At 63.0% G+C, this 14,410-nt stretch carries 14 protein-coding genes, 2 pseudogenes and 1 riboswitch; of the genes and pseudogenes, 11 read left to right on the top strand and 5 right to left on the bottom strand.

Going from position 1 to position 14,410, the window contains the following annotated elements; genetic code table 11:
• Window positions 1-19: 19 nt before the first annotated feature.
• From IM304_RS03975 to puuE, 3 genes and pseudogenes are all read left to right on the top strand, one after another.
• Window positions 20-736: a GntR family transcriptional regulator gene (locus IM304_RS03975; protein ID WP_193356348.1), complete on the top strand. Its 717-nt coding sequence runs from the start codon at window positions 20-22 to the stop codon at window positions 734-736.
• Window positions 736-1,610, top strand: a pseudogene (gene hpxA / locus IM304_RS03970) (allantoin racemase). Before IM304_RS03975 ends, hpxA begins: the two are co-directional and overlap by 1 nt.
• A pseudogene (gene puuE / locus IM304_RS03965) lies at window positions 1,576-2,427 on the top strand (allantoinase PuuE); the annotation flags it as partial. The pseudogenes hpxA and puuE, both read left to right, overlap by 35 nt.
• 48 nt (window positions 2,428-2,475) lie before the next feature.
• Here the strand turns inward: puuE and hpxZ are convergent.
• From hpxZ to hpxW, 4 genes are read right to left on the bottom strand one after another with little or no spacing between them, the layout of a single operon-like run.
• Window positions 2,476-2,862 (bottom strand): oxalurate catabolism protein HpxZ, encoded by a 387-nt coding sequence (gene hpxZ / locus IM304_RS03960; RefSeq protein ID WP_148420920.1) that lies wholly within the window; start codon window positions 2,860-2,862, stop codon window positions 2,476-2,478.
• Complete coding sequence (locus IM304_RS03955; protein WP_193356345.1) at window positions 2,859-4,256, bottom strand: AtzE family amidohydrolase; 1,398 nt, start codon at window positions 4,254-4,256, stop codon at window positions 2,859-2,861. Before IM304_RS03955 ends, hpxZ begins: the two co-directional genes overlap by 4 nt.
• On the bottom strand, window positions 4,253-4,441 hold the full coding sequence (gene hpxX, locus IM304_RS03950; RefSeq protein WP_176610685.1) for an oxalurate catabolism protein HpxX: 189 nt from the start codon (window positions 4,439-4,441) through the stop codon (window positions 4,253-4,255). The genes IM304_RS03955 and hpxX overlap by 4 nt, the downstream gene beginning before the upstream one ends.
• A 10-nt stretch (window positions 4,442-4,451) precedes the next feature.
• The gene (hpxW, locus tag IM304_RS03945) at window positions 4,452-6,035 is read right to left on the bottom strand and encodes an oxamate amidohydrolase (protein WP_193356344.1); all 1,584 of its coding nucleotides are present in this window, start codon (window positions 6,033-6,035) and stop codon (window positions 4,452-4,454) included.
• 144 nt (window positions 6,036-6,179) lie between these two features.
• Here hpxW and hpxU point away from each other — a divergent pair, with 144 nt between their 5' ends.
• The 7 genes from hpxU (at window position 6,180) to hpxK (ending at window position 12,551) form a co-directional block, all read left to right on the top strand.
• The gene (gene hpxU / locus IM304_RS03940) at window positions 6,180-7,019 is read left to right on the top strand and encodes a MurR/RpiR family transcriptional regulator HpxU (protein WP_193356343.1); all 840 of its coding nucleotides are present in this window, start codon (window positions 6,180-6,182) and stop codon (window positions 7,017-7,019) included.
• 191 nt (window positions 7,020-7,210) lie between these two features.
• Window positions 7,211-7,993 carry a transporter substrate-binding domain-containing protein gene (locus IM304_RS03935; protein ID WP_193356342.1) on the top strand — a complete coding sequence of 261 codons (783 nt, stop codon included), beginning with the start codon at window positions 7,211-7,213 and terminating at the stop codon, window positions 7,991-7,993.
• A 4-nt stretch (window positions 7,994-7,997) separates the two neighbouring features.
• Complete coding sequence (locus IM304_RS03930; protein WP_193356341.1) at window positions 7,998-8,663, top strand: amino acid ABC transporter permease; 666 nt, start codon at window positions 7,998-8,000, stop codon at window positions 8,661-8,663.
• Entirely contained in the window at window positions 8,663-9,319 is a 657-nt protein-coding gene (locus IM304_RS03925) for an amino acid ABC transporter permease (RefSeq protein WP_176678703.1), read from the top strand. The genes IM304_RS03930 and IM304_RS03925 overlap by 1 nt, the downstream gene beginning before the upstream one ends.
• Window positions 9,300-10,037 (top strand): amino acid ABC transporter ATP-binding protein, encoded by a 738-nt coding sequence (locus IM304_RS03920; protein ID WP_148420907.1) that lies wholly within the window; start codon window positions 9,300-9,302, stop codon window positions 10,035-10,037. Before IM304_RS03925 ends, IM304_RS03920 begins: the two co-directional genes overlap by 20 nt.
• Before the next feature lie 13 nt (window positions 10,038-10,050).
• Window positions 10,051-11,292 (top strand): alanine--glyoxylate aminotransferase family protein, encoded by a 1,242-nt coding sequence (locus IM304_RS03915; protein ID WP_193356340.1) that lies wholly within the window; start codon window positions 10,051-10,053, stop codon window positions 11,290-11,292.
• A complete protein-coding gene (gene hpxK, locus IM304_RS03910) occupies window positions 11,289-12,551 on the top strand; it encodes an allantoate amidohydrolase (protein ID WP_193356339.1) in 1,263 nt (420 codons plus the stop codon). The genes IM304_RS03915 and hpxK overlap by 4 nt, the downstream gene beginning before the upstream one ends.
• On the opposite strand, the gene IM304_RS03905 is transcribed toward hpxK, so the two are convergent.
• Window positions 12,517-13,518 (bottom strand): magnesium transporter, encoded by a 1,002-nt coding sequence (locus tag IM304_RS03905; protein WP_176610679.1) that lies wholly within the window; start codon window positions 13,516-13,518, stop codon window positions 12,517-12,519. The genes hpxK and IM304_RS03905 overlap by 35 nt on opposite strands.
• Window positions 13,519-13,578: 60 nt before the next feature.
• Window positions 13,579-13,748, bottom strand: a riboswitch (M-box (ykoK) riboswitch).
• Between the two features lie 158 nt (window positions 13,749-13,906).
• Here IM304_RS03905 and IM304_RS03900 point away from each other — a divergent pair.
• The gene (locus IM304_RS03900) at window positions 13,907-14,410 is read left to right on the top strand and encodes a DedA family protein (RefSeq protein WP_148420899.1); all 504 of its coding nucleotides are present in this window, start codon (window positions 13,907-13,909) and stop codon (window positions 14,408-14,410) included.

Here is a 14,410-nt window from a genome sequence, read left to right as displayed (position 1 = left end):
TAAAAAACCGGAGTAGGTAATGAACCACGCGAACGGCCTGCAGGCCGCGCCAGAGCTGCAGGACAAAGATGAATACATCTTTCAGGCGCTGATGACGGCCATTGTCGAACACCAGCTATTGCCGGGAAGTAAATTGCCGGAAGAGGCGCTGGCGGAGGTCTTTGGCGTGAGCCGCACGGGCATCCGCAAGGTGCTGCAGCGACTCGCCGCTGTGCAAATGGTCACCCTGACGCCCAGGCGTGGTGCACACGTGGCCAGCCCGACGGTGGAAGACGCGCGGCAGATCTTTCGTACCCGCGCGCTGCTTGAGGTCGCTAACCTGCCGGACGTGCTGGCGCACTGCCGGGCGCCGCATCTGGCCGCGCTGGAGGGCGTTATTCGCCAGGAGCAGCAGGCGCACGAGGCCTATGACGGCCCGGCGGCGATCCGCCACTCCGCCAGCTTCCATATTCAGCTGCAGGCCATCTCCGGCAATCAGGTGCTGACTGACATGGTGACCCGCCTGAGCCAGCGCACCTCGCTGGCGATCGCCGCCTGGGGCGCGCCGTGGCGTCAGGGCTGCCGCTGCAACGATCATGAACAGCTCGTGGAGCTGCTGCGTCAGAAAGCGCTGCAGCCCTTAAGCGATGCCTTAATGCACCATTTTGAACATATCGTCGCCAGCCTCTGCTTTGAGCGGGCAGGCGAATGCCTTCCCGATTTTGCCCGGCTGTTTGCCGGCCACAAGGAGCCGTAATGTCATCCGTTCGTATTCAGGTGATCAACCCCAACATCAGCCCCGCAATGACCGAAACCATCGGCGCGGCGGCGCGCGCGGTAGCGGGACCGGGCACGGAAATTCTTGCGGTTTGCCCCAGTGCGGGCGTGCCGTCTATTGAGGGCCATTTTGATGAGGCCATCGCCGCCGTGGGCGTACTGGAGCAGATCAAAAGAGGCAGGGAGCAGGGCGTGGACGGTCACGTCATCGCCTGCTTTGGCGATCCGGGCCTGCTGGCGGCGCGCGAGCTGGCGCAGGGGCCGGTGATCGGGATTGCCGAAGCCGCCATGCACGCGGCGACGCTGGTCGCGACGCGCTTTTCGGTTGTCACCACGCTGCCGCGCACGCTGATTATTGCCCGCCATCTTCTGCACCAGTATGGCTTTTACGATCGCTGCGCGGGGCTGCACGCTATCGACCTCCCGGTGCTGGCCCTGGAAGACGGCAGTGGGCTGGCGCAGGAGAAGGTGCGCGCGCGCTGCATACAGGCGCTGAACGAGGACGGCTGCGGCGCCATTGTGCTGGGCTGCGGCGGCATGGCGACGCTTGCCCGGGATCTGACGCGCGAGCTGCGCGTGCCGGTCATCGACGGCGTCAGCGCGGCGGTGAAGATGGTGGAATCGCTGGTGGCGCTGGGGCTGTCGACCAGCAAGCACGGTGACCTGGCGTTCCCGGAGAAAAAAGCGTTAAGCGGGCCCTTTCAGGGGCTGGATCCATTTTAAGTGTTGGGGGTGGCAATGGGGCTTTTTGAACAGGATTATCCGCGGGATCTGCGCGGCTATGCGGGTAAGCCGCCGCACGCGCGGTGGCCGGATCGGGCGCGGATCGCGGTGCAGTTTGTGCTCAACTATGAGGAAGGGGCGGAAAACCACGTTCTGCACGGCGATGCCGGGTCCGAGCAGTTCCTGTCGGACATTATCGGGGCGGCCAGCTACCCGGACAGGCACATGTCGATGGACTCCCTCTACGAATACGGCAGCCGCGCCGGGTTCTGGCGGATCCACACTGAATTTCAGAAGCGCGGCCTGCCGCTGACGGTCTTCGGCGTGGCGATGGCGCTGGCGCGCCATCCGGAGATCGTTGAGGCGATCGGGGCGGCGGATTACGACGTGGTCAGCCACGGCTGGCGCTGGATCCACTATCAGCACATGGATATCCACCAGGAGCGTGAGCACCTGCAGAAAGCGGTACACGTCCTGACCGACCTGTTCGGCAAGCCGCCCACGGGCTGGTACACCGGGCGCGACAGCCCCAATACGCGTCAGCTGGTGGTGGAGCACGGCGGCTTCGACTACGACAGCGACTACTATGGCGACGATCTCCCCTTCTGGACGGAAGTGGCGCGTTCCGACGGCACCCGTAAACCGCACCTGATTGTGCCCTACACGCTGGATGCGAACGACATGCGCTTTGCCACCGCGCAGGGGTTTAATACCGCGGAGCAGTTTTATACCTATCTGAAGGACAGCTTTGACGTGCTGTACGAAGAGGGGGAAAGCGCGCCGAAGATGATGTCCATCGGCATGCACTGCCGCCTGCTGGGGCGGCCGGGACGTTTTCGCGCCCTGCAGCGGTTTCTTGACTACGTGCAGCAGCACGATCGGGTGTGGATCTGTACCCGCCAGCAGATTGCCGACCACTGGCGGGAGGTGCATCCCTTTCAGAAATAATTGAGCCGTTTTTTGCCGGGTGGCGGCTGCGCCTTACCCGGCCTGCGACTATGCCATCAAGCTCACCTGCGCCGCCACGATCCGCCATCCGCAGGCAAACCGTACCCACGTCTGCTGCTGGCGGCCAATCCGTTCCGTTCCCTCGCGGGTAAACTCGGTGCTGCATACGGCATAATCTTCCCCGAAGGTCGTAATCACGGTGTGACGCAGCGTTCGCTGCAGCCCGGCAGAGGGGCGCGCCGCGCGAAAGGCGCGGATCTCATCAATGCCGTACAGGTTTTCACCCGCCCCCAGACGCACCGTGCTTTTGTCGTGCCAGAACAATTCGTCCAGCACGGCAATGCTGTTGCTCACCAGCGCCTCTTCATAGCGGTAAAACGCGGCCGTCACCTCTGCGACCACCCACGGCAGGTTGACGTCTTCGTGATTGATCATGCCGCTATCTCCGCCGCACGGGCATCGGTGATGCCGCTCTCTTCCAGCACCCGCGCCACGCGCAGGCACGCCTGCTCGTTAAACGGTGCGGCAATTAGCTGCAGGCCAATCGGCGCGCCCTGCGCGGTGCGCAGCGGGACGGTGGTGACGGGTAAGCCCAAAAACGAGATCGGCTGGGTCAGCATGCCCATACTGGCGCGGATCGGCAGCGGCTGGCCGTTAATCTCCATGGTCTGCTCCCCAATGAACGTGGCGCTGCGCGGGGTTGCCGGGGCAATCAGCACGTCGGCGCGGGCGAACAGCATTTTAAACGCCTGGCGTGCCAGGGCGCGAAAGCGCTGGGCCTGAATATACCAGGCGGAGGGGATCATCGCCCCTGCCAGCAGCCTTTCGCGGGAGTGCGGCTCAAAGCGGTCTGGCTCGCGGCGAAGGGCGGGGAGGTACTGGTTTCCCCCTTCGGCGGCGCTGATGATAAACGCCGCGGCGCGCGCAAGCTCGGCCTCCGGGAACAGCAGCTCGTCCTGCACGTCGAGCGCCTTCGCTGCCCGCGCCACGGCGTCGCGCGCATCATTGTCGCACCAGGTGGTGAAGTAGCCGCCGAGCACCGCGCAGCGCAGGCCGTTCAGGCCGCGCTCAAGCAGGGGGCGCGTCGGTTCGCCCGAACGCTCTGCCTGAAAACCGTCGCTGCTGTCCCGCCCCTGCAGCGCGTCATACACGGACGCCAGGTCGCACACGCGGCGGGCAAAGGGACCGATATGATCCAGGCTCGCGACAAACGGATGGCTGCCGGTGCGCGACAGGCGGCCAAAGGTGGGCTTCAGGCCATAGGTGCCGCACAGGGAGGCCGGAACGCGAATTGACCCGTTGGTGTCGCTGCCGAGCGAAAAGTGCACCAGCCCGGCGGCCACGGCGGCGGCTGAACCGCCGGAGGATCCGCCGGCGACGCGGGCCAGATCGTGCGGGTTGCGGGTCGCGCCGTAGTGGCTGTTTTCGGTCGTGAAGCCGTAGGCATAAGCGTCCATATTCACCATGCCGGACAATAACGCCCCCGCGCCGCGCAGCTGGCGCACCGCAAAGCAGTCGTCAGCGGCGGCGGGGCGCTGGCTGAACAGTTCAGCCCCTGCGAGGGTGGTGTGTCCGGCAACGTCAAACAGGTTTTTTACCGCGTAAGGCACGCCGGCCAGCGGGGGCAGCGGGCGCTTTTCCCGACGCAGGGCGTCGATGCGGTCGGCTTCCGCGAGCATGCGGGCTTCCGTTACGGTGGTCCAGGCGTTGATCTGCGGGTTAAGACGAGAAACCGCCTCAAGCGTCTGGCGGGCAATCTCGCGCGCGCTCAGGCTGCCCGCGCTCAGCGCCTGCTGAACGTCATCGATGCTCATCTCGTGTAGCCTCATGCTTTATACACTCCTGCAATCTCCAGACGGTCATCGAGGGGCAGCGCCATCAGCGGGGCGGCCATGGCGGCAATGCGGCTGAACTGTTCCCGCAGCGCGGCGCGACGGGCATCGTCCAGCTCAACGCCGAGCACGGACTCCATTTGGGCAAGATACGCCTGCCAGTCGGGTTGTGGTGTCGTCATTGCTCTCTCCTCAGAATCCGGCGGCGGTGCCGTTGCTGCGCGGGTCAAATGCGCCTTCGAACAGGCCGTCAGGGTGGCGCACAATCGCCCCGGCGTGGCCCATGGCTTCGCTAAAGTCCGGGAACATTTCCACTTCATGCCCCAGCGCCTGCAGGTGGGTGACCGTCTCAGGTGTGAATCGCCCTTCAAGCTTCAGGCTGTCGGAAGTTTGCCCCCAGGTGCGGCCCAGCAGCCAGCGAGGACGGTTTACCGACTCCTGCAGCGGCACGCCCTGTAAGGCATAGCGGGTAAAAATCGTCGCCTGGGTTTGCGGCTGTCCGTCGCCGCCCATCGAGCCGTAAACCATCACGCGTCCGTCGCTAAGGCGCGCCGCTGCCGGGTTAAGGGTATGAAAGGGCTGTTTGCCCGGCGCGAGCGCCAGCAGGTGTTCCGGGTTGAGGCTGAAGGACGCCCCCCGGTTCTGCCAGACGATGCCGGTGTCGGGCAGCACCACGCCGCTGCCGAACTCGTGATAAATGCTCTGAATAAACGACACGGCAAGGCCGCTCTCGTCCATCACCCCCATCCACACGGTATCCCCTGGGCCTTTCCCGTTGCCCCACGGCGCCGCGCGGGCGTCGTCAACCCTGTCGGCAAGCTCCTGGAGGGCGGCGGGAGTCAGTAGACTTTGAACGTCGGTTTGCATCTCGCGCGGGTCGGTGATGTGCGCATCGCGCAGGCCGAAGGCCAGCTTGGTCGCTTCCGCGATGCGGTGAATGGTCATCGCGTCGTCGGCATCGGCCATCGCTAACCGGTCCGTAATGCCGAGGATCGCCAGCGAGACCAGCCCCTGCGTCGGCGGGGCGAGATTAAAGATCTCTCCCAGCCGGTGCTGCAGTTTCAGCGGCGCGGTTCGCCGGGCCACGTGCGCGGCCAGATCGTCCCGCGTGACGGGCATGCCGAGCGTCGCCATCCCGCGCGCCAGCGTGTCCGCCAGCGGGCCGCGATAAAAGCTGTCGAGACCGTCATCCACCAGGCGCTGCAGGGTTAAGGCCAGGGCGGGTTGGCAGAAGCGGCTTCCCGCCTGCGGCGGTTTGCCGTTTACCAGCCAGGTCTCCGCGAAGCCGGGGACGTCGTGAAGCTCGTCGTATTTACTGGCCGTGGCGTGGGCCTGCGACGCGGTGACCGGCGTACCGTTCTGCGCGTAGTCAATGGCGTCGGCCAGCAGGCGGGCCAGCGGCAGCGCCCTGCCGGTCATCTCCTGCGAGATCCTCAGCGCCTCGTCCCAGCCGCTCACCGTGCCGGCGACGGTCAGCGCCGCCCGCGGGCCGCGGTGGGGAATATGTGGCAATCCGCCATAGGCGGCAAGCGTGGCCAGCGACCCCGCCGCGCCGCTGGCGTCAACGGCGATCGGTTCGTCCTGCGGTGGAACGATAAGCCAGAAGCCATCGCCGCCCAGCCCGTTCATGTGCGGATACACCACGGCAACGGTCGCGGCGGCGGCCACCATTGCTTCTATTGCGCTGCCGCCCTCGCGCAGCACGCCCAGGGCGCTCTGGCTGGCAAGATGGTGGGGCGCGACGGCCATGCCGCGCGTGGAGACGTTACTTTGCATAGAGTGTCCTCATAACCCTGTAGGTTACAGGTTGCTGCAAAAGTTGTTCCAGTTCTGAACAAAAAGTTTCATGCCGTTCGCCGCAGAAGCTGGCATGCTAAATGAATAGCAAAGGTGGGATGAAACAAACGTTACAGAGGCGTTATGGAACAGCTTGATGAACGACTGAAAGCGCACTATGCGTCACTATCGCCGCAGGAGCAGCGGGTGGCGGATTTTATTTTTGACCATTTTGACGACCTGATTAGCTACAACAGCGCCGAGCTGGCGCAGCTGAGCGGCGTGTCGAAAGCGACGGTGAGCCGGCTGTTTAAGCGCCTGGGCTATGAGAAGTATAAAGAGATGCGCGACGAGCTGCGCACCCTGCGCCAGAGCGGGATGCCGCTCGCCGACAACCGCGATGCGGTGCAGGGAAACACGCTGCTGGCCCGTCACTATAAGCAGGAGATGGCAAACCTGACCCAGTGGGTCAATGCCCTGGACGCGCAGCAGTTTGCCGACGCCATGGCCTGCATGGTCAGGGCGCGCCGGATTATCATTATCGGCATGCGTAACGCCTATCCCGCGGCGCTGCACCTGCGCCAGCAGCTGCTGCAGGCGCGCGGCCAGGTGCTGGTGCTGCCGCAGCCGGGGCAGAGCCTGAGCGAGGAGCTGGTGGATTTAACGCCCGACGATCTGGTGGTCATGATGGCCTTTCGCCGTCGTCCGCGCATTATTCGCCCGCTGATGCAGCAGCTTCAGCGCAGCGGCATTCCGGTGCTGCTGATGTGCGAGCCGCAGGCCCACAGCCTGTTTCCGCTGGCGAGCTGGCAGCTCTGCGCCCCGCTGGACAGCGTATCCGCCTACGACAGCTACTCGTCGGTCAATAGCCTGATCAGCCTGCTGGCGAACGCCTTCCTGCACGAGATCCTCGATAAGGGCCGCCCGCGCATTCACGAGATTGCCTCCCTCTACCAGCAGCTGGACGAACTCGAACAGCGATAATGGGGCATCGGGCTGGTGCTTTGCATTGAAATGGTGCAGCCGGGCGGGGCGAAAATGGAGAACATTTTCGCCCCGCCCGCGTTTTATCAGGCTTTAACAGAAAATTTCCCGCTTCGCCTTATCTGGCACATAAGTTGCAAAATTAAATTCGAAGAATCTTTTGTTTCACGCTAACGTTACGGGGAAGCACCATGAAAAAACTGTTAATTGCACTGGCCGGGGCCGCATGCCTCTTCGCACAACTGCCCGCGAAGGCTGACCAGCTTCAGGATATCGAGAAGCGCGGCACGCTTCGCGTTGCCGTCCCGCAGGACTTCCCGCCGTTTGGCTCGGTCGGGACCGATCTTCAGCCGCAGGGCTACGATATCGACATGGCGCGCTATCTCGCCAGAGAGATGAAGCTCAGGCTTCAGCTCGTGCCGGTAACCAGCGCCAACCGCGTGCCGTATCTGCAAACCGATAAGGTGGATCTGGTCATTTCCAGCCTCGGTAAAAACCCGGAACGCGAAAAGGTGATCGATTTCAGCCGCGCCTACGCGCCGTTCTTCCTCGGCGTGTTTGGCCCGCAAGGGGCCGAGCTGAAGGATGCCGCCGCGCTGAGCGGAAAAACCATCGGCGTGACGCGCGGGGCGGTGGAGGACATGGTGCTCACCAGCCTCGCGCCGAAGGACGCCAGCGTGAAGCGCTACGAAGACAACAACACCACGCTCTCCGCTTACCTCTCCGGCCAGGTGCAGTACGTGGCGACAGGCAACCTCGTGGTGGCGGCCATTTCGCGCCAGAACGCGGCTAAAGCCCCGGTGCCGAGCTTTATGCTTAAAGACTCGCCGTGCTTTATTGGCCTGAAGAAGAACGAACCGGCGCTGAAAGCCAAAGTGGATGCGCTGATTGAGCAGGGCATTAAAAACGGCACCCTGAACGGCCTGTCTGAACAGTGGCTGAAGGCCCCGCTGCCGGCAAGCTTCGGCGTATAAGGCTATGGCTGAGCAACTCGATTTTTCGGCGCTCTGGCCCTACTGGCCGGAGCTGCTGGCGGGGCTGTGGATCACCATTCAGCTGACGGTGATGGCGACTATCGGCGGGCTGGCGACAGGGATTTTTGGCGCGGCGATCCGCAGCGGACGCACGACGTGGTACAGCCGGATCTGGGGCGCGTACGTGGAAATCATCCGCAACACGCCGTTCGTGGTGCAGCTGTTCTTCATCGTCTTCGGCCTGCCGAATCTGGGTCTGAAGATGACGGCGGGGGAGGCGGCGCTGCTGGCAATGGTCGTTAACCTCGGCGCGTACAGCACCGAGATTATCCGCGCGGGCATTCAGGCGACGCCCAAAGGGCAGTGGGAAGCCGGACGCGTGCTGGGGCTGACTCGCCTGCAGACCTTTATTCGCGTGGTGCTGCCGCCCGCGCTGCAGCGCATTTACCCGGCGCTGGTGAGCCAGTGCATTATCGTGATGCTCGGCTCGTCGGTGGTGTCGCAGGTCTCGTATGAAGAGCTGACCTTTGCCGCCAACCTGATCCAGTCCAGAACGTTTTTGAGCTTTGAGGTTTATCTGGTGACAACCGGCATTTACTTAGCGCTGTCGATTACCCTGCGCCAGCTGATGATGGCGGCGGGACGCAAATGGCTGGGGGTGCAGGCATGATGACCACCTTTACCGACTGGGACATTATTCGCAACCTGCTGCTGGCCGGACGCTGGACGGTGCTGCTGTCGCTGGTGGCGTTTTTCGGCGGCGCGGCGGTGACGCTGCCGCTCCTGCTGCTGCGCCTGTCGGGCGGGCGCACGGTGAAGCGCATCATCCGCGGCTATATTGAGCTGTTTCAGGGCACGCCGCTGCTGATGCAGCTGTTCCTGGCCTTCTTCGGCGTGGCGCTGTTCGGCATCGACGTCTCGCCGTGGACGGCCGCCTCGCTGGCCCTCACGTTCTACACCAGCGCGTTTCTGCTCGATATCTGGTTTGGCAGCATTCGCGCCCTGCCGAAGGGGCAGTGGGAAGCCTCGCGCTGTCTGGGGCTGACCTTCGGCCAGACGCTGTTTCGCGTGGTGGCGCCGCAGGCGCTGCGCATCGCCATCGCGCCAACCGTGGGTTTCGCCGTGCAGGTGATCAAGGGCACCGCGCTGGCGTCGATTATCGGCTTTATCGAGCTGACCAAGGCCGGCACCATGCTGACCAACGTAACCTACCAGCCGTTCAAGGTCTTTGCGCTGGTGGCGCTGGGCTACTTTATTCTGTGCTATCCGCTGTCCCGCTACAGCCGCTATCTGGAGACGAAATTCAATGCCTCTCATCACCATTAATCAGGTGCAGAAGTACTACGGCGACAACCACGTGCTCAAGGGCGTCGATCTGGATATCGACATGGGCCAGGTGATCTCCATTATCGGGCGCAGCGGTTCCGGCAAAAGCACGCTGCTGCGCTGCATCAACGGCCTTGAAGGGTATCAGGACGGCAGCATCAAGCTGGGCGGCATGACCATTACCGACCGGGATTCCCAGGCGCGCGAAATCAGCCGCTCGGTCGGGATGGTGTTCCAGAGCTTCAACCTGTTCCCACACATGACGGCGCTGGAGAACGTGATGCTCGCCCCGCGGCGTGTGCTGAAGAAAAGCGCCGCCGACTGCCGGGCGCTGGCGCAGCAGATGCTGGAGAAGGTCGGCCTCGGCGATCGCCTGGATTACTACCCGTCGAGCCTCTCCGGCGGCCAGCAGCAGCGGGTGGCGATTGCCCGCGCGCTGGCGATGTCGCCAAAAGTCTTACTGTGTGACGAGATCACCTCCGCGCTGGATCCGGAACTGGTGGGTGAAGTGCTTAAGGTGCTGGAGCAGCTGGCGGCCGAGGGGATGACTCTGATCCTCGTGACGCACGAAATGAATTTTGCCCGCGAAGTGGGGGACCGCGTGGTGTTTATGCACCAGGGGAAGGTGTGGGAGCAGGGCGACAGCAAAACGCTGTTCGCCAACCCGCAGACCACCGAACTGAAGCAGTTCATCTCCTCGGTTCGCGGCCTCAACTGATAAGGACTTAACCATGGATATCGCACGTTTTCCGCAAATCAACCCGCCGCAGCGCCTGCTGATGGGGCCGGGGCCGATCAACGCCGACCCGCGCGTGCTGCGCGCCATGTCGAGTCAGCTGGTAGGCCAGTACGATCCGGCCATGACCCACTACATGAACGAGGTGATGGCGCTTTATCGCGGCGTGTTCCGCACCGACAACCGCTGGACGATGCTGGTGGACGGCACCTCCCGCGCGGGGATTGAAGCGATTCTGGTTTCCGCCATTCGCCCGGGCGATAAGGTGCTGGTGCCGGTGTTTGGCCGCTTCGGTCATCTGCTGTGCGAGATTGCCCGCCGCTGCCGGGCGGAGGTGCATACCATCGAGGTGCCGTGGGGGGAAGTGTTCACGCCGGACCAGGTGGAGGATGCCATTAAACGCATTCGTCCGCGCCTGCTGCTGACCGTGCAGGGCGACACCTCCACCACCATGCTGCAGCCGCTCGCGGAGCTTGGCGCGATCTGCCGCCGCTACGACGTGCTGTTTTACACCGATGCCACCGCGTCGCTCGGCGGGAACGCGCTGGAGACCGACGCCTGGGGGCTGGATGCCGTCTCCGCTGGCATGCAGAAATGCCTTGGCGGTCCGTCCGGCACGTCGCCGATCACGCTGAGCCCGCGGATGGAGGAGGCGATCCGCCGGCGCAGGCGCGTTGAGGAGGGCATTCGTACCGACGCCCACCGCGACGGCGACGAGGAGATGATCTACTCCAACTACTTCGATCTCGGCATGGTAATGGACTACTGGGGGCCGGAGCGGCTGAACCACCACACGGAGGCTACCACCGCGCTGTTCGGCGCCCGGGAATGCGCGCGTCTGATCCTCCAGGAAGGGCTGGATAACGGCATCGCGCGCCATAAGCTGCACGGCGACGCGCTGCTGAAGGGCATTCAGGCGATGGGGCTGGAAACCTTCGGCGACCTGAAGCACAGGATGAACAACGTGCTGGGCGTGGTTATCCCGCAGGGGGTTAACGGCGACCAGGTGCGCAAGCTGATGCTGGAGGATTTCGGGATTGAAATCGGCACCTCCTTCGGGCCGCTGCACGGCAGGGTGTGGCGCATTGGCACCATGGGCTACAACGCGCGCAAGGACTGCGTGATGACCACCCTGAGCGCGCTGGAGTCGGTGCTCAACTACCTGAAGTTCACCACCACGCAGGGCGCCGCCATGCAGGCCGCGTGGGACCATTATCGCCGCGAGATGCCGCAATGAGCCCGGCGGCAGAACGGGTGATGGCCCGCGCCGACGCGCTGGCCGCCATCAGCGAAACCCCGGATGCGCTGACGAGGGTGTATCTTTCGGCACAGCATCTGCAGGCCAACCAGCTGGTGGGGCAGTGGATGAGCCAGGCGGGCATGGCCGTCTGGCAGGACAGCGTGGGCAATATCTGCGGTCGCTATGAAGGTCGGCAGGAAGGGGCGCGGGCGGTGCTGCTCGGCTCGCATCTGGACACGGTGCGCAACGCCGGGCGCTACGACGGCATGCTCGGGGTGCTTACCGCCATTGAGGTGGTGGACGGCCTGCATCAGCAGGGGATCCGCCTGGCGCAGGCGATCGAGATCGTGGGCTTTTGCGACGAAGAGGGCACCCGCTTCGGCATCACGCTGCTGGGCAGCCGCGGCCTGACGGGCACCTGGCCGCCGGGCTGGCTGGAAGCGCGCGACGCCAGCGGGATCAGCGTGGCGCAGGCGATGGTGCAGGCTGGGCTGGATCCTGCCCGCGTATCGCATGCCGCGCGCGATCGGGAGGATTTCAGCGCCTGCCTGGAGCTGCATATCGAACAGGGCCCGTGCCTTGAACAGCAGGGGCTGGCGCTGGGGGTGGTGGAAGCCATTAACGGCGCGCGTCGTCTGAACTGCCGCTTTACCGGCGAGGCCGGGCACGCCGGCACCGTGCCGATGACGCACCGTAAGGATGCGCTGGCCGCCGCCGCCGAGTGGACAGGAGTGATTGAAAAAACCACCCACCGCCACGGTGGCAATCTGGTGGCAACGGTCGGGACGCTGCGCTGCCTGCCGGGAGCGGTGAACGTGATTCCCGGTGAGGTTGAACTCTCGCTGGATATTCGCGGTCCGCAGGATGCGCCGCTTGACGCGCTGCTTACTGAACTGCTGGCGCAGGCGCGCACGATAGCCGCACGTCGCGGTCTGGACTTCAGCGCCGAGGAGTTTTACCGCATCGCCGCCACGCCGTGCGACGCGGGGCTACAAACCGCGTTGGGGAGGGCCGTCGTATCGGTACAGGGTTGCTCGTTATCCCTTCCCAGCGGCGCAGGGCATGACGCGATAGCGCTGGCGGAACGCTGGCCGGTGGGCATGCTGTTTGTACGCTGTAAGGGCGGCGTCAGCCACCATCCGGCAGAGTCGGTGATGGCTGAGGATGTCGCGCTGGCAATCGAGGCGTTTGCGCTGGCGGTGGGGCAACTGGCGAACCGCGTTACTCCAGCCCCAGCGTATACTGCGCGATCTTAAAGTAGATAATCAGCCCGGTGCCGTCGATCAGCGTCGCAATAAACGGCGCGGAGACCACCGCCGGGTCGATCTTGCAGCGTTTTAACACCATCGGGATCACCGACGACACAATCGCGCTCCAGAGCGTAATGCACACCAGCGTCAGGCTGACGATCAGCGTGATTTCCATCCCGATGCCCATCATCCAGGCGCGGACGCAGCCCGCCAGGCCCAGCGTGGCGGCAATCATCAGCGAGGTGCTCATCTCTTTTCGCAGCACGCGGCCAACGTCGCGCAGGTGGACTTCACCCAGCGCCATGGCGCGCACCAGCGTAGAGGTGATCTGGGTGCCGCTGTTCCCGCCGGTGCCAATCAGCAAGGGTATAAAGAACGCCAGCGCGATGGCGGATTCCAGCGCCTCTTCAAAATGCTGGATCACCGAGCTGGTGTACGCTTCCGCGACAAACAGCAGCAGCAGCCAGACGGAGCGTTTCTTCCACAGGCTGAAGGCGCTGGTCTCCAGATAGGGCTTCTCCAGCGGCAGCGTTGCCCCCTGAAGCTGAGCGTCTTCTGTGACGTCATCTTCCAGCAGATGGGCGATTTCGCGTTCCGTAAGACAGCCCACCAGCTTGCCGTGGGTTACCACCGGCACCACATCCGCACCCGCGTGCGCCAGCACCCCGGCGACGTCTGCCCGTTCGTCTTCCGGTTTGAGCTGAATAAACTCCGATATCATCAGCCCCTTAACCGGCTGCACGGTATCCGTGGCCTGCAATAATTTGCGTACGGCAATTAAACCGGCGAGGCGGCCATTATCTTCGATAAAAATATGCGACGGAATATCATCGTCCTTTAATTTTTCGAAAAACTGCTCGCGCGCTAACGCCACGCATAATGAAATATCGATAACAATAAAATCGGTATTCATATATTGCGCAATTGCGCTGTCGTTAAAAGCCAGGTTTTGGTTGTGAATAGCGTAAGACATAATACATTCCCTTTGAATAATAACATCTCTCAGGGGCGAGCAAGACAGGGCATGTCGAAGAGGAGATCCCCACGTCCTGGGTTCAGCACTGTACACCGTATCCCGTAAGGGAAGTTATACTGACAAAGCCTTGATTCGACAGTGCCTGTTTTACCCTGTGCCGGTTCTCTCGAACCCACCAGAGCGATAACGTGTATTTGTACAGGAGCCTCGCCATAACGAGATCGTTGTAAAACGTGACGAATAATACGCATATTTAAAACGGCTGCCGAAGAATTTTAATAATGTTTAAGAATCGTTTAAATGAATAATATCCAGAAGACGTTGAGGCTTTATTTAACTTTTTTCATTTCTAATGGGGAATTAAATGGTTGACGAGGAGAGTAAAATGGCATGGCTGGACACACTGCTTATTCATTTTGCGCACTATCCGGCGCAGCTGTTCGCGCTGCTCGTCGTGATGGCGTTGAGTAAATCAACGGTGCTGATCTCCTCGGTGCTGCCGCCCGCGTCGGTGATGCTGCTGGCGGGGATAGCCGTTAGCCAGTCGAGCCTGCACCCCGGGCTGGCGTGGCTTGCCGTGGCGATGGGGGCCACCGTGGGATCGGTGCTGAATTACCATATTGGCCAGCTGATGGGGCATACGCCCTGGGTCGCGCGCTTTACCGCCAGGCATGCCGATAAATTTCTGCGCGTGCAGCACCGGTTACGGAAAAACGGCGTGCTGGTGCTCTTTACGTCGCGCTTTCTGGCGGTGCTGCGCTATATCGTCCCGCTGGCGGCGGGCATGCTGAGAATGAGCGCGGTGAAGGTTTACACCGTCAGCCTGCTTTCTGCCTGCCTGTGGGCGGCGCTGTATGTCGGCGTGGTGACCGGCATCAGCGCCTTTTGA

This window comes from Enterobacter cloacae complex sp. P40C2, from assembly GCF_014930695.1.
Lineage (GTDB): Bacteria > Pseudomonadota > Gammaproteobacteria > Enterobacterales > Enterobacteriaceae > Enterobacter > Enterobacter pasteurii.
Note: the sequence above shows the minus strand (reverse complement) of the source record. Positions and strands in the feature narration are given on the sequence as shown.